We start from the raw sequence: 20,992 nt of genomic DNA, 5'->3' as shown, positions 1-20,992 counted from the left end.
ACCGCAAGGCACCCCTGAGTGCTACAGAGTTGTCCACAGAAGTGGATTCCTCCACAGAACCACGGGCCTCGCTGGTTCACGACCCCGAAAGCATGGCAGGCTCTGTCCATCGCGAGTCTGAAGCCGAGGAGAGTGAATCCTTGCGGTCCGACGCCAACATCGCGGGACCGATGACCGACCCGGTCCCCGGTCCCCGTACCGAAGCGGCGGGGGAGGATGTTTCACGTGAAACACCGCCCCCGATGGACGACACCCCCATTGGTCGCGCCGCCCAACTGGCGGTTGAGGCACTGGGCTGGGCCGGTGAAGGTCTTCCCCGTCCGGAGCAGACCCGTGTCATGGTGGTCGCCAACCAGAAGGGCGGAGTCGGCAAGACGACCACAACGGTCAACCTTGCCGCTTCCCTGGCACTGCATGGCGCACGCGTGCTGGTCGTCGATCTCGACCCGCAGGGCAACGCCTCTACCGCGCTCGGTATCGACCACCACGCCGAAGTGCCCTCGATCTATGACGTCCTGGTGGACAGCAAGCCGCTCTCCGATGTGGTGCAGCCGGTCCCGGACGTCGAAGGCCTCTTCTGCGCCCCGGCCACCATCGATCTCGCCGGTGCGGAGATCGAGCTGGTGTCGCTGGTGGCGCGGGAGAGTCGACTCCAGCGCGCCATCCAGGCATATGAACAGCCCCTCGACTACATCCTGATCGACTGTCCGCCTTCCCTGGGACTGCTGACCGTCAACGCCCTGGTCGCCGGGGCCGAGGTGCTCATCCCGATCCAGTGCGAGTACTACGCGCTGGAGGGCCTGGGTCAGTTGCTGCGCAACGTCGACCTGGTGCGCGGCCACCTCAACCCCGCGCTGCATGTGTCGACCATCCTCCTCACCATGTACGACGGCCGGACCCGGCTCGCCTCGCAGGTGGCCGACGAGGTGCGCAGCCACTTCGGTGACGAAGTGCTGCGGACCAGCATCCCCCGTTCCGTCCGCATCTCGGAGGCACCGAGCTACGGCCAGACCGTGCTCACCTACGACCCGGGCTCCAGCGGCGCACTGTCGTACCTGGAAGCCGCCCGGGAGATCGCCCTGCGGGGGGTGGGCGTCCACTACGAGGCCAAGCACGCCCACATGGGCAACCAGAACAACCAGCACAGCATGTCGGAGGGGATCCAGTGAGCGAGCGACGTAGGGGACTGGGGCGTGGGCTCGGTGCGCTGATCCCCGCTGCTCCCCAAGAGCGGAACGCGGCTTCCATCGGGACGGGCTCCACGTCCCCCGGCGCGATTCCCGCTCTGCCGGCGGACCGGGGCGTGGCGGCGGCGAAGGTGGCCACGCTGCCGCAGAACCCTGTCACCGTCGAGTCCGGGCTCCCCGCGCCGGAGCCGGAGCCGGCGATGGACGCCCAGGCACCCGCCGGGGCGCACTTCGCCGAACTGCCGCTGGACGCGATCACGCCGAACCCGCGCCAGCCGCGCGAGGTGTTCGACGAGGACGCGCTCGCCGAGCTGATCACCTCCATCAAGGAGGTGGGACTGCTCCAGCCGGTCGTCGTACGCCAGGTGGCGCCCGAGCGGTATGAACTCATCATGGGTGAGCGCCGCTGGAGGGCCTGCCGTGAGGCCGGCCTCGAGCAGATCCCGGCGATCGTCCGCGCCACCGACGACGAGAAGCTTCTGCTGGACGCGCTGCTGGAGAACCTGCATCGCGCGCAGCTGAACCCGCTGGAAGAGGCAGCCGCCTACGACCAGCTGCTCAAGGACTTCAACTGCACCCACGACCAGCTGGCCGACCGGATCGGGCGTTCGCGCCCGCAGGTCTCCAATACTCTGCGGCTCCTCCGGCTGTCGCCGCCGGTTCAGCGTCGGGTCGCCGCCGGGGTGCTGTCGGCTGGTCACGCCCGCGCTCTGCTGTCGGTGGACGACCCGGAAGCCCAGGACAAGCTGGCCTACCGGATCGTGGCCGAGGGACTGTCGGTGCGTGCGGTCGAGGAGATCGTCACGCTCATGGGCTCCGAGTCCACCAGTGCGCCCAAGCCCAGGGGGCCGCGTGCCGGCGCTCGGGTGTCACCGGCGCTCAGTGATCTCGCCTCCCGGCTCTCCGATCGCTTCGAAACCCGGGTGAAGGTGGACCTCGGGCAGAAGAAGGGGAAGATCGTCGTCGAGTTCGCGTCGATGGAGGATCTGAACCGGATTCTGGGCACGCTCGCTCCTGGCGAGGGACGGGTTCTGGAGAAGGGTCTCTCGGACCAGGCGGCGGAGGACGACGAGGCCTGAGCCTCTCGGGGCCAGAGCAGCGCGAAGGGCGGATCGTGGCCGGTGTTCACCGGAACACGGTCCGCCCTTTGGCCTCTTCCCGTATGCGTGTCATCACCCGATCGATACGATGCGTTCTGGTATGTGCATCTGCCGGATCCTTGACGGGATCCCTTGCGGAGGGAGAGCCACGCCATGCGCGAGGTGAGCCGCGGCCAGCTGATGACAGCCGGCCTGGGACTCGGTGTGGTCGGTGGGTTCATCGGCAGCCTGCTCCAGGAACGCAGCGCGTTGACCGCCGCTCGTGGCGTGGCAGGCGAAGGAAGCGAGGAACAGCTTTCATGGGGCGTCGGCTCGTACCACTCACGCTGGACAACCTTCCGGACCTCCCCAAGCGGTGTCGGACGTGTGTCTTCTGGGAGCTTGACCCCGTCAGCGGAGAAGCCGCGGTAAAGGCGGGCACGCCCGAGCTGGAGAAGGAGGCCTGGATTTCGGCTGTCCTCCTGGACTGGGGATCGTGCGGCCGCGTCGTCTATGTGGACGAGGTACCGGTCGGCTATGTGCTCTACGCTCCGCCCGCCTATGTGCCCCGCTCCACCGCGTTCCCGACGAGCCCGGTGTCGGCGGATGCCGTTCAGCTGATGACGGCCTGGATCATGCCGGGCTATCAGGGGCAGGGGCTGGGCCGAGTGATGGTGCAGACCGTGGCGAAAGATCTGCTGCGGCGTGGATTCAGGGCGATAGAGGCGTTCGGCGACGCCCGGTGGAAGGAGCCGGCGTGCGTCCTGCCCGCCGACCATCTCCTGGCCGTCGGCTTCAAGACCGTCCGCCCGCACCCGGCGTTCCCACGGCTCCGCCTGGAACTGCGCTCCACGCTGTCGTGGAAGGAAGACGTCGAGCTCGCTCTGGACCGGTTGCTGGGGGCGGTGCAGAAAGAACCCGCGCTGCGCCCGCTGTGATGGCTGGCACCGCGCCCGCTGTGGCCGCTGGAATCACCGCGACCGTGACCCGCGGCGCTTATGCCGATCGGGCTCTCGCAGACCTCACACCGAACGGCCCGCCCCTTCCGGGACGGGCCGTTCGTGTTTCACGTGAAACAAGGCCTCGCCGCAGCGGCTTCAGGCCTCAGCGCTTCAGGCCTTGGTGGCCTCGCTGCCGATGAAGTCCGTCAGGTCGCGGACGATCGCGGCCTTCGGCTTCGCGCCGACGATCGTCTTGGCGACCTGGCCACCCTGGTAGACGTTCAGCGTCGGGATCGACATGACGCCGTACTTGGCAGCCGTGGCGGGGTTCTCATCGATGTTGAGCTTCACGACCTCGATCTGGTCGCCGTACTCCTCGGCGATCGCCTTCAGCGACGGCGCGATCTGGCGGCACGGACCGCACCAGGCGGCCCAGAAGTCCACCAGTACGGGCTTGTCGCTCTTGAGGACGTCCTCCTCGAAAGAGGCGTCGGTCACGCTCTTCAGGTCGCCGGCCACGGCGGCCTCCTTCACTTCGCGGGTGTGGGTGGGGATTGTGGTCAGACCGCAGGGGTCTTCTCCGGCTCGGCGACCTTCTCGCCGTCGGCCAGAGCAGCCAGGAAACGCTCGGCGTCCAGAGCGGCGGAGCAGCCGGTACCGGCGGCGGTGATCGCCTGCCGGTAGGTGTGGTCCACGACATCTCCGGCGCCGAAGACGCCCGTCACGTTGGTACGGGTGGAGGGCGCGTCGACCTTCAGGTAGCCCTCGTCGTCCAGCTCCAGCTGGCCCTTGAACAGCTCGGTCCGGGGGTCGTGGCCCACGGCGATGAACAGGCCGGTCACGGGCAGCTCGGAGGTCTCCCCCGACTTGGTGTTCCGCAGGGTCAGACCGCTGAGCTTCTGGTCGCCGTGGATCTCCGCGACCTCGCTGTCCCAGGCGAACTTGATCTTCGGGTCGGCGAAGGCCCGGTCCTGCATGGCCTTGGAGGCGCGCAGGGTGTCACGGCGGTGGACGATGGTGACCGACTTGGCGAACCGGGAGAGGAAGGTGGCCTCCTCCATCGCGGTGTCGCCGCCGCCGATCACGGCGATGTCCTGGTCCTTGAAGAAGAAGCCGTCGCAGGTGGCACACCAGGAGACACCACGGCCGGAGAGTGCGTCCTCGTTCGGCAGACCGAGCTTGCGGTGCTGGGAGCCGGTCGTGACGATCACGGCCTTGGCGCGGTGGACGGTGCCGGCCGTGTCCGTCACGGTCTTGATGTCGCCGCTGAGGTCGACGGCGACGACATCGTCCGGGACGAGTTCGGCTCCGAAGCGCTCGGCCTGGGCCCGCATGTTGTCCATCAGGTCGGGGCCCATGATCCCGTCACGGAAACCGGGGAAGTTCTCCACGTCGGTCGTGTTCATCAGGGCGCCACCAGCGGTGACAGCGCCCTCGAAGACCAGCGGCTTCAGCGACGCACGCGCCGTGTAGAGGGCAGCCGTGTAGCCGGCGGGCCCGGATCCGATGATGATCACGTTACGGACGTCGCTCACGGGTTTCTTCCTCGTCTCTGCAGACTGCTACTGCCTACTGCCTACTGCCTACGGGGCTGGGTCAAGGTCTCACCCCACCCAACGGATCCTACGGGGCGTGCATTCCCGAGGCGTCGGCCCGGCCCTGAGGCGTTGTTCAGGGACGAGGGTAGGCGTGCTGGAGCAGGACGTCCGCCTTGGCGGCGTTCCGTGAGGTCGTACAGGCCGCGTCGACCACATAGGCCCGCACTTGAGCGGCGTCGGTGCGGTCTGGCAGCACCACGAGGTAGGCGGGGAGCCCTTGGTAGGTGCCCTTCTCCGCGGCGAGAGCGGGCTCGGTGCGCCCGATCCCTTCACTGACACAGGCCGGAACCGGTACGTCCAGGGTGCCCAGCAGCTCCCGGGGGCCGTTCTCGGGTTCGGTGGCGCCGCCCTGGCTCCGGTTCCGTGGAGACGGCGCTCCCTCGTCGGCGGAGAGCAGGGTGGCGACACGGCTCTCCAGGGGGACACCGGAGAAGGTCTCGTTCTCGGCAGAGCTCATGGCGGTGTCGGCCTTCATGGCGTCGCTCTCGCCCCCGGCAGGGCGGACGACCTGCATGAGCAGCACACCGACGCTCACGGCGGCGATGCCGACGACGGCCCCGAGGGCCACTCGGCGACGGCGCCGGTTCGGCTTGCCCCGGCCGGGCCCCCCGGCAGCCGCTGCCCGGCCTGCGGGACGGTCGACGGGCCCGTCGACGGGCTTCACCGGTCGGGTCAGGGCGGGAGCGGGCTCGGCGGCGAGGTCGGCGGGCCTTGTTTCACGTGAAACATGCGTGCCGTCGACAGGGGCCGTGGCGGAGAGCAGAGCTTCGGCGGCGAGCGCGGCGTCGATCCGGCCCGCGATGTCCCCAGGCATCCGGGGAGGGCCCGGCAGGGTGCCCAGCATGCCCCGGATCTCTTCGAGCGAGCTGCGGACGTCCGCGCACAGGGAGCACTCGTCCAGGTGCTGCCGCAGGTGGGCTGTGCGGGACGGCGGGAGAAGCCCTTCGGTCAGGTCGGAGATCTCCGAGACGTCCGGGTGCTGCGTCGTGTCGGTCGTGGAGTTCACGCGCGCCCACCTCCGCCCTTCACAGCAGCAGGATCGATCTGTCCGGTGTCTCTTGGCTCCGATGCCGGTGGGACGGATGTCCCCGGCGTCCGGTTCCTTCCCCGGTCGGCACCGACGTTATCCACCGTGTCACCGCGCAGATGAGTGAGCATGGGCAGCAGCCGTGCCCGCCCTCGTGCGCAGCGGCTCTTGACCGTTCCGGTCGGCACGTCGAGGATCCGCGCCGCCTCCGCCACCGGGTAGCCCTGCATGTCCACCAGCACCAGCGCGGCCCGCTGGTCGGCCGGCAGCTGGGCGAGTGCGGCCAGCAGCTCGCGGTGCAGATCGCTCCGTTCCGCAGGGGCCTCGGCCGACTCGTGCGGTTCGAGGAGCTGTTCCAGCCGTTCCGTGTCGTCCACGGGGGCGGTCCTGCGGGAGGCCGCCTTGCGGGCCCGGTCCAGACAGGCGTTCACCGTGATGCGGTGCAGCCACGTCGTGACGGCCGACTGACCCCGGAAGCTGTGGGCCGCCCGGAACGCCGACACAAGGGCGTCCTGGACGGCGTCAGCGGCCTCCTCGCGGTCCCCCAGCGTCCGCAGGGCAACGGCCCACAGCCGGTCCCGATGGCGGCGCACGAGCTCGCTGAAGGCGTCCGGATCACCGGCGACATGGCGGGAGAGCAGGTCCTGGTCGCTCACGTCGCCGAACGCGGCGTCGTTCAACGGTGACCTTCTTCCCATGGCGCTGCCGATCAGCCGGTGATCTCGATGTTGGTGATCTTGCCCCGGAAGTACCCGTCGTGGGCGTCCGGCAGCTTGGTGAGCCAGACCAGGAGGTAGCGCGTCTTGACCGGTTCGCCGGGCTTCAGGGTCACCGTCGTTCCCGAAGCGGACGCGACCTTCTGGAAGTCGCCGTCCCCGGTCGGTGCCGTGTCGGCCCCCTCGGCCGCCGCCCTCAGCTCCACCGATGTGTCGCCCTTGAACGTGATCTCGACGGCGCCGACCTGCTGAGCCTGGCCGAGGTCCAGGACCATGCCCACGCCGGACTTCAGCCCTCCGAGATCCTCGCGCAGATAACCGTCCGTCTGCCAGAAGGAGGCGGGGTCGCCGTCGTACGCCTTCTCTATGTCGCGAGGCTTCTCCGAACCGTCGCCCAGCGGGTCGAAGTCATGGGCGTCGACGATGGCGACCGGCTTGCCCGTCGCCTGCGGCTTCTCGTCGTCCGTGGTGTCCGGGGGCGTCTGGCTCGTGCCGGGGTCGTCCTGCGGACTGTCGCGGTCGAGCAGCTTGTCGGCGATCTGCCAGCTGCCCAGGCCCAGCGCCGCGATGAGGAGCGCCGACACGGCCCACTTGAGGGCCTTGCCCGTGCGGCTCTGCAGGGGCGCGGGCGGGGCCGGCACCGGCTGGGTGGCCGCGGTGCTCGGGCGCTGCTGCTGACGGCCGTACGTGCCCTGCTGGTACGTCGTGCGCTGGTAGTCCGGCGGTGTCGGGAACTCCGGCTCCGGCGGGCGGATACGGGGCATGGCCGCGACGGCCTTGACCAGTTCCTCGGGGGTGGTGCAGGCGGGCTCCTGCCGGGAGGCCGTCGCGCCGTCGTTGGCGAGCGCGCGCATGGCGAGCTCGGACAGCCCGCGGTGCACTCCGGCCCGTACCTGATCGGGTGCGATCAGGCCGACCCCCTTCGGCAGCCCGGACAGGCCGTGCGCGTCGTTCTCGTACGGCCAGCGCTGCGTCAACGCCGCGTACAGCAGGGCGCCGATCGCCTCGGTGTCGGTGCGCTGCGGGCGCTCGGCGCTGATACCGCGCAGTGCGGCGTTCACGGCGAGGCCGCGGATGCGGTACTGGCCGGTGGAGGTGCGCAGGACGGCGCTCGGCGTGAGCCTCAGATGGGACAGGCCCTCGCGATGCGCGGCGGCCATGGCCTGGGAGACCTGGGTGACGAGCTGGTAGGCGTCGTGCGGCTCCAACGGGCCCGCCGCCAGCAGAGCGGTGAGTTCCGTGGCGTCGGGCAGCCACTCGTGCACGACGTAGACGAGGTCGTTCTCCTCGACGGCGTCGAGGACCTGGACGAACCGGGGGTCGCCCAGCAGGGCCGACGACCGGGCGGCGGCGAGGACCGAGCGCGCCCTCGGATGGTCGGCGGGCAGCACGTGCACGCCGACGGCACGGCGGAGCTTCTCGTCGACGGCACGCCAGCTGCTGAAACCGTCCAGACGGGTGACGCACTCCTCGAGCCGGTACCGCCGGGCCAGTTTGTGTCCGCTGTGGAGCTCGGGCGTGGTGATGGCGGGCTGCTCGCCGGCTCCCCGTTCGTCGTCGGTGTCCTGGGCGGACGTGTCCGCCGTGTCCTGCGCTTCCGCCACCCCGTCGGTCGCGGCCTTGTCCGCCTTGGCGGCCAGCGGCTCATCGCCACTGTTGTCGGCCACGTCGACGGCAGCCGTGCTACGTTCCGCCACCGTCGTTCCTGCCTCCCCATCCGTTGCGCCGTATCCGAACGCCATGCCAATTGTGCCCACAGTCCGCCGCTATGCACGACACGCGGTGGCCGGTGATGGTTGTGCGACAGCCCTGTTTCTAGCGGCCGAGGCGCCCGCGGACCATGCCGACCAAGGCGTTCAGCTCCTCGATACGCATCTTCTTCGCAGCGACGAAGAACAGACCGAGCAGGACGACCGCCCCGGCGAACAGGGCCACCAGAGAGCCGAAAGCGCTGTCACCGAGCAGCGACAGCAGGCCGAAGCCGACGGCGCCGGCGACGACAGCGGCGGGCAGGGACGCCATGGAGAGCCTGGCGTACGTACGCAGGACATGGGAGCCGTCCAGGTCGCCGCCCAGCCGGTTGCGCAGCCGGCGCCAGGCGACACCGACACCGACGACGTAGGCGAGACCGTAGGCGCCCGCCATGCCGACGACGGCCCACCGGGCGGGCAGGACGACGTAACAGACCGCGGACCCCGCCGCGTTGACGGCGGCCACGATCACGGTGTTGTAGAACGGCGTCCGGGTGTCCTCGTAGGCGTAGAAGCCGCGCAGGACCACGTACTGCACCGAGTACGGGATCAGACCGAGTCCGAACGCCATCAGGATGAAGCCCATGCTGCGGGCGGCCTCGGTGCCGCTGGACGCGTAGAGCAGCGTGCACATCGGCACCCCGAGCGCCAGGAACGTGAAGGCGACGGGGACGATGGCGACGGCGGAGTTCCGCAGGCCCTGCGAGATGTCGTCGCGGACCGCGCCGGGGTCGTTGTCGTGGGCGGCCCGGGAGATGCGCGGCAGCAGTGCGGCCATCACGGAGACGGTGATGATGGCCTGAGGCATGCCCCAGATGAGCTGCGCGTTGGAGTACGCCAGGATGCCCGCGCCGTCCTTGCCCGACGCCTTGCCCGCCGCCGTGGCGAGCTGCGTGACCACGACGACACCCGCCTGGTTCGCGAGCACGAACAGGACGGTCCACTTGGCGAGTTTGACCGTCTTGCCGAGCCCGTGGCCCTTCCAGTCGAAGCGGGGACGGAAGCGGAAACCGGCCTCGCGGAGGTACGGGATCATCGCCAGCGCCTGCACGACCAGACCGAGCAGCGTACCGACGCCCAGGAGGCGGATGCCCTCGTCCGGGATGGTCTGCACGCCCATCTGCGATTCGGCGGAGGTGCCGTAGACCCAGATGAAGAGGCCGAACGTGACGATCATGACGATGTTGTTGAGGACCGGGGTCCACATCATCGCGCCGAACCGCTCACGGGCGTTGAGGATCTGACCCATCACCACGTGCACACCCATGAAGAAGATCGTGGGCAGGCAGTAGCGGGCGAAGGTGACGGCGACGCTGTTGGCGGCCGCGTCGTCCGCGATGGTCGGCGACATGGCGCGCACCAGCAGCGGAGCCGCGAGCACCGCGATCCCGACGATCAACCCCAGGGCGACCATCACGAGCGTCAGCAGCCGGTTGGCGTAGGCCTCGCCACCGTCCGCGTCGTTCTTCATCGAGCGGACCAGCTGCGGAACGAACACCGAGTTCAGGCCGCCGCCGATGGTCAGGATGTAGATCATCGTCGGCAGCGTGTAGGCGACGGTGTAGGCGTCACCGAGCAGCGCCGCACCGAGCGCGCCGGTGATGACCAGGCTCCGCAGGAAGCCCGTGAGCCGGGAGACGAGGGTGCCCGCCGCCATCACGGCGCTGGACTTCAGCAGACCGGAGGCACGGCCGCCCGACTTCTTCGGCGGGGGCGGCGGCACCGGTGCGGCGACCGGCTCGGGAGCGGGGGCCGGAGCCTGCCCCTGCATCTGCTGGTCCCGGTAGAGATGGGCGAAGGCGTCCGGGCCGGGCTGTTCCTCACCCGCCCGCGTCACCAGGTCGTCGACGCCGGTGAACTGCACGGTCCTGGCGTCGTCACCGTAGGGGAGGTGCCGGGACGGCCCGTCGGGCTCGGGTGGAGGGGTCTGGGCCCACACACGCGGATCCGGCCCGTACTGAGGGGAGGCGGGCTGCTGGTACAGCGGCCGCAGCTCCTCGTACGTGCCGGGCGGTGGCGGCGGGTGGGCCGCCCGGTCGTAGAGCGCCTCGCCCACCGGGTCCTGGGCGGAGAGATCCCGCGCCTGGTAGGGGTCCTGCTGGTAGGCGTCCTGGACGTACGGGTCCTGGACGTACGGGTCAGGGGCGGGCGTCGTCCCGGGAGGGGGCGTCTGCCCCGGCACGGGGTCTGCCTGGGGCGTCCCGCCGGAAGGCGCGTGGCCGCCGCCCGCGGCCTGGCCGCGGTCACCGTCGTACGGCGCGTTCATGGTTACCCCACCTCATCGTCCCCGGCCGACCGGCCACGACATCGCTCAACGGTCCACTTTCTCACCCGGGCCGGACGGGTCCGTGCTTTGCGGTCCGGTGTGTGGCACAGGGTCACTCGGCTGGTCCGGCCCGTCGCTGTCCGCAGTCGGTGCCGACTCCTCGCCGGCCGCCTCACGCGCCGCCGCGCGCTTCCGCTGGGTGTACATCCTGACGCCCGCGAGGACGAGAAGCAGCACACCGCCGGCGATGACCAGCATCACCGTCGAGGTGATCTCCGAGACCTTCACAGTGAAGCTCATGGGCTTCCCGTACGGCCTGCCGTCCGTGGTGAACAGCTGTGCCGTCATCGGGACCGGGCCGTTGGCGTTGGCGGACGCGGTGAACTTCACCGACTGGCTGTGCCCGCCGTCGATCTTGATGGGCAGCTCGGCGACGGCGTCACCGCCGTTGAGCTTCAGACGGGTCGGCTTCGTCGAGGTGAGCCGGAGCACCAGTCGGTCGACCCCCTGCAGCAGCTTGTTCTGCACGGTCACCGGGATGGTCGCGCTGCGTCCGGAGAGGGTCAGGTCCGACTTGTCGATGAGCTGCACCTCGCCGGTGAGGCTCTTCAGATGGCCGAGCACGTCCTCCCGGTAGGCGAGGGCCTGCTCGGGCCGGCCACGCCAGGAGGTCGACATCTCCCGGTTGATCGCGTTGCCGAACGGCGTCACCACGCGGTAGGCGGCGGTGAGGATCACCTTGAAGTTGTCGAGCGTGCCCTGGGTGGTGCCGACCTCGCGGAACACCTCGACGGGCAGCTCCTGCCGGCGCAGCTCCTTCGGGTAGCGGCTGCCGCGCGGGACGGTGTTCGTGGCCCGGCTGTCAGGCTCGGCCGCCGCCGCGGCGATCAGGTCGAGGGGCTGCGTCCAGCGCTGGAGGGCCGGCGTACCGAACGCGGTCGCCATGGACTGAGCCTGGGCCGCCGTGGGCATCCGCTGCGGCGCGACGACGACGCTGCGCTGGTTGCCGGGCTGCTCCTGGGTGACGGCCAGTGCGTGGGCGAGGAACCGCTGCACGGCCAGCGTGGAGGCACCCGCGCCGATCATGTCGTTCTCGAAGACGGTGGAGAGCGCCGTGTCGGTGACGACGGCGGTCGTGCCGCCGCCGATGGGCCGGGCGGCAGTGGGCGTGTAGGGCAGGCCGTCCTTCATGCTGTCAGCGCGGGCGATCACCTTGTCGGCACCCGCCGAGGTGGCCACATCGATGATCGACGGGTCGACCGCGCCGTTCACGGGCCAGGCGAAGTCCGTCGACGGCTTCACATGCAGGATGGTCTCCACGGTGGACTCGGCGACCTCGGTGGCCCGCTGGAGGTGGCTGAGCGAACCGGAGACCGCCCGGCCGCGATGGGCGAGGGACGCCAGGTCGGGATCGGCGTACGGCAGCGCGACCACCTTGCCGCCCTGGACCGCCTTGTCCAGCGTGCTGAGCCACTGCTTGGCGACGGCCTGGTTCCGGCCGGGAACGGTCCCCGTTCCCTCCTTGACGCTGTAGCTGCGCGTCATCGCGTCGACCGTGGCCAGCAGATCGGGGTCGATCACCCAGGTGACAGGCAGCTCCGCGCCGAGGGACACCATCCGCTCCAGCCGACCGCCCGGGGCGAGCTCGGCCGCCAGCGCGTCGCTCTCGAAGACGGGCGTCTGCTGATCGTCCGAACCGGTCTGGGCGGAGAGATGCGCCGTCGAGATCAACGGCCACACGATCGTGAGCTGCGTCTTCTTCGCGGTGGCCTCGGGCTGCCAGGGCAGGAAGGTCCGCTCGATGCCCAGCACCTGGTGCGGGGCGCTCGGCGTCCGGCCCGACAGGGAGACACCGAACTGGTAGACGCCCTCGTCGTCGAGGCCCAGCTTGTCGACCGGCACGGCGAGGGTGAACTCCTTGGTGGCACCGGCCGGGATCTTCGGGATCTTCACCGTGTACGTGCCGCCGAGTGCCCTGCCGTCCGCGCCCTGGGAGAAGCCCGAGCGCTCGGCGGCCCTGTCGATGGCGTGCCGATTGGGCAGGCGGCCGCCCAGGCGTACGTCCACCTGCGCCTCGGTGACGGATTCCTCGCCCTCATTGGTCACCGTGCCGGTGACCCTGAGGGTGTCGCCCTCCACCGGAGCGCTGGGGCTGAGCGTGTTCAGCGACACATCGACGGTGCGGGAACCGGTCGGCTTGTCGTCCGCGTAGGCGGCAGGGGCGAGTGGCCCGTGCAGCAGACCGGCCAGGAGCGGCAGGCCCACGAGGGCGGAGGCTGTACGACGCAGCCACCGGTGGGCAGGAGCGGGACGGGTGCCCTGGAATTCTGCCGCCTCGGCCACGCGTTCGTCCGTCCCTCGTCGTCTGTTGCCGTTGGTGGTGCTCGGGTCCTGCGTCCACGCATGGTAACGAGATGCGCCGTGGCTAAGTGCTGCGGAGTGCTTCACAAGATCGGAGAAGTGTGCCGCGAAACCGGTCGAAGCGTGCCGCGGGATCGGATGGAACGTGCCGCGGGATCGGATGGAGCGTGGCGCAGACCGCGAAAATCGGGGACGCTCCCCGCGGCCGGGGCACGTACCCTGTTCTGTTGTGCCGAACGCCAACGAAGACACCCCGACAGCACTGAGCCAGGTGCAGCGCCGCGCGGTCAGCGAGCTGCTGCGCGTCTCCCCCGTCGCCGACGATCTCGCGCGCCGTTTCCAGGAGGCGGGATTCACCCTCGCCCTGGTCGGCGGATCGGTACGCGACGCGCTGCTCGGCCGGCTCGGCAATGATCTGGACTTCACCACCGACGCCAGGCCCGAGGACGTGCTGAAGATCGTCCGGCCGTGGGCGGACTCCGTGTGGGACGTCGGAATCGCCTTCGGCACCGTCGGGTCGCAGAAGCAGGCCCGCGTCGGGGACGTCGAGCAGTCCTTCCAGATCGAGATCACGACCTACCGCTCCGAGGCGTACGACCGGACGTCGCGCAAGCCCGAGGTGTCCTACGGCGACTCCATCGAGGAGGACCTCGTACGCCGGGACTTCACCGTCAACGCGATGGCCGTCGCGCTGCCGGAGAAGGAGTTCATCGACCCGCACGGCGGCCTCGAGGACCTCGCGGAGCGTGTGCTGCGCACCCCCGGCACCCCCGAGGAGTCCTTCTCCGACGATCCGCTCCGCATGATGAGGGCCGCCAGGTTCGCCGCGCAGCTGGACTTCGAGGTGGCGCCCGAGGTCGTCTCGGCGATGAAGGAGATGGCCGACCGGATCGACATCGTCTCCGCCGAACGCGTGCGGGACGAACTCAACAAGCTGATCATCTCCGCGCACCCGCGCAAGGGCCTGGGTCTGCTCGTCGACACCGGTCTCGCGGACCGCGTGCTGCCAGAGCTGCCGGCGCTGCGACTGGAGAGCGATGAGCACCACCGGCACAAGGACGTCTACGAGCACTCCCTGATCGTGCTGGAGCAGGCCATCGACCTCGAAGAGGACGGTCCCGATCTGACTCTGCGGCTGGCCGCGCTGCTCCATGACATCGGCAAGCCGCGCACCCGGCGCTTCGAGCCCGACGGGCGGGTCTCCTTCCATCACCACGAGGTGGTGGGCGCGAAGATGACCAAGAAGCGCATGACCGCGCTGAAGTACTCCAACGACCTGATCAAGGACGTCTCGCGGCTTGTGGAGCTGCACCTGCGGTTCCACGGCTACGGGGCCGGCGAGTGGACCGACTCCGCGGTACGGCGCTATGTACGCGATGCGGGACCCCTGCTCAGTCGGCTGCACAAGCTGACCCGCTCCGACTGCACGACCCGGAACAAGCGCAAGGCCGCCACCCTCTCCCGTACCTATGACGGGCTTGAGGCGCGTATCGCCCAGCTCAAGGAGCAGGAGGAGCTGGACGCCATCCGGCCGGACCTGGACGGCAACCAGATCCAGGAGATCCTGGGCATCCGCCCGGGCCCGGCGGTGGGCCAGGCATACAAGTTCCTGCTGGAGCTGCGCCTGGAGAACGGTCCGATGGAGCATGACGCCGCTGTGGCCGCGCTCAAGGAATGGTGGGCGTCACAGGGCTGAGGTGCGTCGGACCGGTGTTTCACGTGAAACATCGACCGGTGAACGACGGGGGCGGTGTTTCACGTGAAACACCGCCCCCCTCGCGTCGCTACGGCAGAGCGTCCCGCCGCCTCCAGGAGAAGAGGGCCAGAGAGGCCGTGGCGTAGAGCGTGGCGACCATGAGGACCAGGGGCACCGACCGGCCGTCCGGTGGCAGCATCAGCGCGGCTACGCCCGCCGCGGCGACGAAGGCGACGTTGAACAGCACGTCGTAGAGGGAGAACACCCGACCGCGATAGGCGTCGTCCACCGCGATCTGCACTGCCGTATCCGTGGCGATCTTCGTGCCCTGGGTGATGAGGCCCAGCAGGAACGCGGCGACCAGGATGGTGCCCGGCGTGAAGGGAAGGCCGAGTGCGGGTTCCAGTACCGCTGCCGATCCGGTGCAGACCGCCATCCAGCCGTAGGGGCCGAACCGTCCCACCCCCCACGGCGACAGCACGGCGGCGGCGAAGAATCCGGCGCCCGAGACGCCGACGGCCAGCCCGAGCAGGGCCAAGCCCTCCGAGGGCGTGGACGTCCAGGCGTACCGGCTCAGCATCAGCACCATCACCGTGAGGGCGCCGTAGCAGAAGCGCGTCAGCGTCATGGCGGCCAGGGCACGCGCGGCTGCCCGCCGCTCCGCGAGATGCCGGAGCCCGCTGCGAAGCCCACGGGCCGTCGAAGCGAGGGCGGCACCCAGCCGGGGCTGCACCTGCTCCGGGTCCGGGCCCAGCAGTCCTCGGTCCATGCGCAGTGCGGCCAGCGCGGAGCAGAGATACAGACCCGCACCGACCAGCACGACGACGGCGTCCGAGTCGGAGGCCACCAGACGCACACCGAAGGCCGCCCCACCCCCCGCTGTGGCGGCGAGGGTGCCGGCGGTGGGCGACACCGAGTTCGCCATGACGAGGCGGTCGGCGTCGACGACACGGGGAAGCGATGCGGAGAGCCCGGCGAGGATGAAGCGGTTGACGGCCGTGACGGAGAGGGCCGACGCGTAGAAGAGCCAGTCCGGTACGGACGCGAGGATGAGCAGCGCCGTGCCGGCGGCCAGCACGGCACGCAGCACATTGCCGTACAGGAAGACCTGTCGGCGCTGCCAGCGGTCGAGCAGAACGCCCGCGAACGGTCCGATGAGGGAGTACGGCAGCAGCAGCACGGCCATCGCGGAGGCGATCGCCGCCGGGCTGGTCTGCCTCTCGGGTGAGAAGACGACATAGGTGGCCAGCGCGACCTGGTAGACACCGTCGGCGCCCTGCGACAGCAGCCGTACGGCGAGCAGACGGCGGAAGTTCCTCAGGCGCAGGAGTACGCGCAGATCACGTACGACAGGCATGGGAGCAAGCGTCACATACGGCGAGGGTCCCCGGGCGGCTGCCACGGGGACCCTCGGTGAGCCGGAGCGACTAGCGCTCGACCTCGCCCTTGATGAACTTCTCGACGTTCTCACGGGCCTGGTCGTCGAAGTACTGGACCGGCGGGGACTTCATGAAGTACGAGGACGCGGAGAGGATCGGGCCGCCGATACCGCGGTCCTTGGCGATCTTCGCTGCGCGCAGGGCGTCGATGATGACACCCGCCGAGTTCGGGGAGTCCCACACCTCGAGCTTGTACTCGAGGTTCAGCGGGACGTCACCGAAGGCGCGGCCCTCCAGGCGGACGTACGCCCACTTGCGGTCGTCCAGCCAGGCCACGTAGTCGGACGGGCCGATGTGGACGTTGTTCTCACCCAGGTCCCGGTCGGGGATCTGGGAGGTGACGGCCTGCGTCTTGGAGATCTTCTTGGACTCCAGGCGCTCACGCTCGAGCATGTTCTTGAAGTCCATGTTGCCGCCGACGTTGAGCTGCATCGTGCGGTCGAGGATGACACCCCGGTCCTCGAAGAGCTTCGCCATGACGCGGTGCGTGATGGTGGCACCCACCTGCGACTTGATGTCGTCACCGACGATCGGGACGCCGGCCTCGGTGAACTTGTCCGCCCACTCCTTGGTGCCGGCGATGAAGACCGGGAGGGCGTTGACGAAGGCGACCTTGGCGTCGATGGCGCACTGGGCGTAGAACTTCGCCGCCTCCTCGGAGCCCACCGGCAGATAGCAGACGAGAACGTCGACCTGCTTGTCCTTGAGGACCTGGACGATGTCGACCGGGGCCTCGGCGGACTCCTCGATGGTCTGGCGGTAGTACTTGCCCAGACCGTCGAGGGTGTGACCGCGCTGGACCGTCACACCGGTGTTCGGCACGTCGCAGATCTTGATGGTGTTGTTCTCGCTCGCGCCGATGGCGTCCGCGAGGTCGAGGCCGACCTTCTTCGCGTCGACGTCGAAGGCGGCGACGAACTCGACGTCCCGGACGTGGTACTCGCCGAACTGCACGTGCATCAGACCCGGCACCTTGGCCGCCGGGTCGGCGTCCTTGTAGTACTCGACGCCCTGCACCAGCGAGGCGGCGCAGTTGCCCACGCCGACGATGGCTACGCGAACCGAACCCATTCCGGTTGCTCCCTGTGTGTTCTCGACGAAGCCCTGCGGTTGGCAGGGTTTCACTTGGTGGTGTCGTCGGACGGATCCGGCCGGGTACTGCCCCCGTGCCGGGGCAGGCCGCCCGTTTCTCCAGATGTGTTGTCCTGCTGAGCGGGCCCCTCAGGGGCCTCGGAGCCGGATCGTCGCTGATCCCGCCCCGCCCGCTCGCTCTCGATGAGCTCGTTCAGCCAGCGCACTTCGCGCTCCACGGACTCCATTCCGTGCCGCTGCAGCTCAAGCGTGTAGTCGTCCAGGCGCTCGCGGGTACGGGCCAGGGAGGCACGCATCTTCTCCAGACGCTCCTCCAGCCGGCTGCGGCGGCCCTCCAGCACGCGCATCCGCACCTCTCGCTCCGTCTGTCCGAAGAAGGCGAAGCGGGCCGCGAAGTGCTCGTCCTCCCAGGTGTCCGGGCCGGTGTGGGAGAGGAGCTCCTCGAAGTGCTCCTTACCCTCCGCCGTCAACCGGTAGACGATCTTGGCTCGGCGGCCGGAGAGCGACGCCGCGATGGCGTCCTCCGGCGCGCTGCCCGGTTCCTCGATCAGCCAGCCGTTGGCGACCAGCGTCTTCAGACACGGATAGAGGGTGCCGTAGCTGAAAGCACGGAAGATCCCGAGGGACGTGTTGAGCCGTTTGCGCAGCTCGTACCCGTGCATGGGGGCTTCGCGGAGCAGGCCGAGTACGGCGAATTCGAGGATGCCGGAGCGCCTGCTCATGGGCTGCCTCCCTCACCGTGTCCGTACCGTGCGCCGTGCCGACGCGTCGACCTTATGCCGTACTGATGTATCGACTCGATACATCCCGACGATAGAACGGCCTGTCAGTCGCGACAAGTGGAGGGATGGTGACCGGCGTCACATCCCCAATTCGCAGTAGGCGAGTTGCCCGATTTGGGGTGAACTTCGGTCCTAGGGGGGGTTTGAGCGTGCGTAGTCTGTGCGGCATGCAGACCACCGGGAACCGCGTGACGCCAGTGAGCGTCATCGTCTCGGGTGCATGGCGGATGAGCCTTCCGGAGGGCACATCCGTATCGATTTCGGGGGGACCGGAACTCAGCTGCCGCTTCCAGGCGTTCTCGCCTGCCCGAGGAGTAGTCGTTCGATGAGCGAGCACCGTCGCAAACCGCCGCAGCCGCAAGGCGGCGGACGTGCCGCGGCCAGGCGAGCCGCCCAGCAGCCCCCGGGGCGCCGGTCGGCCCAGGGCCGGGCAGTCAGTACAGGGTCCCCTTCGGAGTCGTACGGCGACGAGCGCCCGTACGGCGGCAGGGCCGAGGCCCGTCGAGCCGCCCAGCGGGGCGGCCGTCGCCGCGCCGCCGACGGCGCGGGAGGTGCCGGCGGTCACGGCGGCGGACGCCGCGCCGGCGGAGGCGGCTACGACGGCGGCCGCGGCGACCGGCCCGGTAAGAAGCGCCTGATCGACTATCCGCGTCACGACAAGTACGGCTGGCGCCGCTGGGTGCCCTCCTGGAAGCTCGTCACGGGCCTCTTCGTCGCCTTCATGGCCGCGCTCATGGGTGGGGCCACCCTCGCGTACGCGATGGTGGAGGTCCCCGACCCGGCCAAGACCGCCACGGCCGAGAACAACGTCTACTACTGGGCCGACGGCTCCCAGATGGCCGCGACCGGCGGTGAGGTCAACCGCCAGATCATCTCGTTCGAGAACATCCCGATGGCGATGCAGAACGCGGTGATCTCGGCGGAGAACAAGACGTTCCGCGAGGACTCCGGCATCGACCCGATGGGCATCGGGCGCGCCCTGTTCAACATGGCGATGGGTCAGCAGACCCAGGGCGGCTCCACCATCACCCAGCAGTACGTGAAGAACGCGCGCCTCGACGACCAGCGCCAGACGCTGAGCCGCAAGTTCAAGGAGCTGTTCATCTCCATCAGGGTCAACAACGACCTGGAGAAGCACGAGATCATGTCGGGCTACCTGAACACCTCCTACTACGGGCGCGGGGCCTACGGCATCCAGGCCGCGGCGCGGACGTACTTCTCGAAGGACGCCAAGGACCTCAAGCCGGACGAGTGCGCGTTCCTCGCGACACTGCTGAAGGGCGCCACCTACTTCGACCCGGCAGGCGCCACCGAGATCGACCCCCGCGCCACGGCGAAGGCCAACACAGCGGCGGCCACCAAGCGGTGGAAGTGGATCCTCGACGAGATGGTCAACGACGGCCACCTCCCGGCCGACGAGCGGGCCAAGTACACCGCCCTGCCGAAGATCCAGCCGCCGAAGAAGCAGGCGCAGCTGAGCGGCCAGGTCGGTTACCTGGTCGACCTGGCCAAGGCGTTCTTCATCAACAACAACGACCGTGGAATCACGGCGGAGCAGCTCTCCAAGGGCGGCTTCGAGATTCACACGACCTTCGACAAGAAGAAGGTCCAGAAGCTCGAAAAGGCCGTGAAGGAGATCTACGACAGGAACATCGACCCCAAGGAACGGCCCGACAAGGACACCCACGTCCAGTTCGGCGGCGCCTCGATCGATCCGGCGGACGGCAAGATCGTCGCCATCTACGGCGGCTCCGACGCCACCAAGCACTTCACGAACAACGCCGACCAGACCGGTGCCCAGGTCGGTTCGACGTTCAAGCCGTTCGTGCTGGCCGCGGCGATGCGGGACGGGGTCCGCGACCCGGGCAAGGGCGAGGAGCAGGGGCCCGAGTCCCGGACGCTCATCGACCCCGACACCGCCATCTACAGCGGCAAGAACAAGCTGAAGATCCGTAAGTACGACGGCAGTGTCTGGAAGGACGAGAACGGCAAGGAGTGGCTCCAGGTCAACGACGGCGACTACAACTACAAGGACATCGACCTCCGCGAGGCGATGATCCACTCCGCGAACTCGCCGTTCGTGCAGCTGGGCATGGACGTCGGCATCCCGCAGGTGCGGCAGGCCGCCGTGGACGCCGGACTGCTGGAGAGCAGCCTGGCCAAGGGCAACGTCCCGTCGTTCTCGATCGGTATCTCTGACCCGAGCGCGATCCGCATGGCCGCCTCGTACGCGACCTTCGCCGCCAACGGCGAGCAGCACGACCCGTACTCGGTCACCAAGGTCCTCAAGAAGGGGACGGTCGTCTTCGAGCACAAGGTCAAGACGAAGCGGCCGTTCTCCAGCGCCATCTCGAGCAACATCACGGATGTGCTGAAGGACGTCGTGGAGAAGGGCACCGGCAAGAACGCCCGCATCCCGGGCCGTGACGTGGCCGGCAAGACCGGTACCACCGACGGCAACAAGTCCGCCTGGTTCGTGGGCTACACCCCGCAGCTGTCGACGGCCATCGACATGTACCGGCTGGACGACGACGCCAACAACAAGGACCGCAAGTTCCTGGAGATGTTCGGCACCGGCGGTCAGAAGAAGATCCACGGAGCGTCGTTCCCGTCCGAGATCTGGCAGAAGTACATGTCGGACGCGCTCAAGGACGAGCCGGTCAAGTCCTTCCCCGAGCCCGAGTCCCTGGACGCCGAGCCCGTGTACGGCGGCGGTGCGAAGAGCCCGGAGCCGACGCCCTCGGACTCGCCGTCCGAGTCGCCCTCGCAGACGCCGTCGGGCACCCCGTCGCGGACCCCGCCGGGCAAGACGCCGAAGCCGGACAAGTCCTGCGGCGCGTTCGACTGGGACTGCGACAGCACCGGCGGCACCGACTCGGGTGGCACCGATACCGGTGGCACGGACACCGGAGGTACCGATACCGGCGGGACGACCGGCGACGTCACCAGCAGCCCGACACCGCCCACCGGCGGCAACGGCAACGGGAACGGCAACGGCGGCGACGGCGGCGCGGGCTGGTTCGGCGGAATGGACGGCTAGCGCCGCACCGCCACCGG

15 protein-coding genes are annotated in these 20,992 nt (G+C 69.2%); 5 read left to right on the top strand and 10 right to left on the bottom strand.

What is annotated here, in order from left to right; genetic code table 11:
- Positions 1-92 precede the first annotated feature (92 nt).
- The 3 genes from ACGF5U_RS14025 (at position 93) to ACGF5U_RS14015 (ending at position 3,204) form a co-directional block, all read left to right on the top strand.
- A complete protein-coding gene (locus ACGF5U_RS14025) occupies positions 93-1,169 on the top strand; it encodes a ParA family protein (RefSeq protein WP_392710432.1) in 1,077 nt (358 codons plus the stop codon).
- Positions 1,166-2,266, top strand: a complete 1,101-nt coding sequence (locus ACGF5U_RS14020) for a ParB/RepB/Spo0J family partition protein (protein ID WP_392710430.1) — start codon at positions 1,166-1,168, stop codon at positions 2,264-2,266. The genes ACGF5U_RS14025 and ACGF5U_RS14020 overlap by 4 nt, the downstream gene beginning before the upstream one ends.
- 320 nt (positions 2,267-2,586) lie before the next feature.
- Positions 2,587-3,204 (top strand): GNAT family N-acetyltransferase, encoded by a 618-nt coding sequence (locus ACGF5U_RS14015; RefSeq protein ID WP_392710428.1) that lies wholly within the window; start codon positions 2,587-2,589, stop codon positions 3,202-3,204.
- Positions 3,205-3,378: 174 nt separating this feature from the next.
- On the opposite strand, the gene trxA is transcribed toward ACGF5U_RS14015, so the two are convergent.
- The 7 genes from trxA to ACGF5U_RS13980 all read right to left on the bottom strand — a co-directional run bounded on the left by trxA (position 3,379) and on the right by ACGF5U_RS13980 (position 12,908).
- Positions 3,379-3,726 (bottom strand): thioredoxin, encoded by a 348-nt coding sequence (trxA, locus tag ACGF5U_RS14010; protein WP_392710426.1) that lies wholly within the window; start codon positions 3,724-3,726, stop codon positions 3,379-3,381.
- Positions 3,727-3,767: 41 nt separating this feature from the next.
- On the bottom strand, positions 3,768-4,742 hold the full coding sequence (trxB, locus tag ACGF5U_RS14005) for a thioredoxin-disulfide reductase (protein WP_392710424.1): 975 nt from the start codon (positions 4,740-4,742) through the stop codon (positions 3,768-3,770).
- Between the two features lie 136 nt (positions 4,743-4,878).
- On the bottom strand, positions 4,879-5,811 hold the full coding sequence (locus tag ACGF5U_RS14000; protein ID WP_392710422.1) for a hypothetical protein: 933 nt from the start codon (positions 5,809-5,811) through the stop codon (positions 4,879-4,881).
- Complete coding sequence (sigM, locus tag ACGF5U_RS13995; RefSeq protein ID WP_392710421.1) at positions 5,808-6,530, bottom strand: RNA polymerase sigma factor SigM; 723 nt, start codon at positions 6,528-6,530, stop codon at positions 5,808-5,810. Before sigM ends, ACGF5U_RS14000 begins: the two co-directional genes overlap by 4 nt.
- Positions 6,531-6,541: 11 nt before the next feature.
- On the bottom strand, positions 6,542-8,245 hold the full coding sequence (locus ACGF5U_RS13990) for a protein kinase family protein (protein ID WP_392710419.1): 1,704 nt from the start codon (positions 8,243-8,245) through the stop codon (positions 6,542-6,544).
- Between the two features lie 118 nt (positions 8,246-8,363).
- A complete protein-coding gene (murJ, locus tag ACGF5U_RS13985; RefSeq protein ID WP_392710418.1) occupies positions 8,364-10,565 on the bottom strand; it encodes a murein biosynthesis integral membrane protein MurJ in 2,202 nt (733 codons plus the stop codon).
- Positions 10,566-10,610: 45 nt separating this feature from the next.
- Positions 10,611-12,908, bottom strand: a complete 2,298-nt coding sequence (locus ACGF5U_RS13980; RefSeq protein WP_392710416.1) for a DUF6049 family protein — start codon at positions 12,906-12,908, stop codon at positions 10,611-10,613.
- 247 nt (positions 12,909-13,155) lie between these two features.
- Between ACGF5U_RS13980 and ACGF5U_RS13975 the strand changes: the two genes are divergently transcribed.
- Complete coding sequence (locus ACGF5U_RS13975) at positions 13,156-14,622, top strand: CCA tRNA nucleotidyltransferase (protein ID WP_392710415.1); 1,467 nt, start codon at positions 13,156-13,158, stop codon at positions 14,620-14,622.
- An 88-nt stretch (positions 14,623-14,710) separates the two neighbouring features.
- Here the strand turns inward: ACGF5U_RS13975 and ACGF5U_RS13970 are convergent, their stop codons facing one another.
- The 3 genes from ACGF5U_RS13970 to ACGF5U_RS13960 form a co-directional block, all read right to left on the bottom strand.
- Positions 14,711-15,979, bottom strand: coding sequence for an MFS transporter (locus ACGF5U_RS13970; RefSeq protein ID WP_392710414.1), 1,269 nt, complete (start codon positions 15,977-15,979; stop codon positions 14,711-14,713).
- Between the two features lie 70 nt (positions 15,980-16,049).
- The gene (locus ACGF5U_RS13965; RefSeq protein ID WP_392710413.1) at positions 16,050-17,132 is read right to left on the bottom strand and encodes an inositol-3-phosphate synthase; all 1,083 of its coding nucleotides are present in this window, start codon (positions 17,130-17,132) and stop codon (positions 16,050-16,052) included.
- Between the two features lie 50 nt (positions 17,133-17,182).
- Positions 17,183-17,875, bottom strand: coding sequence for a helix-turn-helix transcriptional regulator (locus ACGF5U_RS13960; protein WP_392710412.1), 693 nt, complete (start codon positions 17,873-17,875; stop codon positions 17,183-17,185).
- Positions 17,876-18,260: 385 nt separating this feature from the next.
- Between ACGF5U_RS13960 and ACGF5U_RS13955 the strand changes: the two genes are divergently transcribed.
- Positions 18,261-20,975 carry a transglycosylase domain-containing protein gene (locus ACGF5U_RS13955; RefSeq protein WP_392710410.1) on the top strand — a complete coding sequence of 905 codons (2,715 nt, stop codon included), beginning with the start codon at positions 18,261-18,263 and terminating at the stop codon, positions 20,973-20,975.
- The last annotated feature ends 17 nt before the right edge of the window (positions 20,976-20,992 follow it).

The sequence above is a fragment of the Streptomyces sp. NPDC047886 genome (assembly GCF_043204435.1).
GTDB lineage: Bacteria > Actinomycetota > Actinomycetes > Streptomycetales > Streptomycetaceae > Streptomyces.
This window is presented reverse-complemented; position numbering and strand designations above follow the sequence as displayed.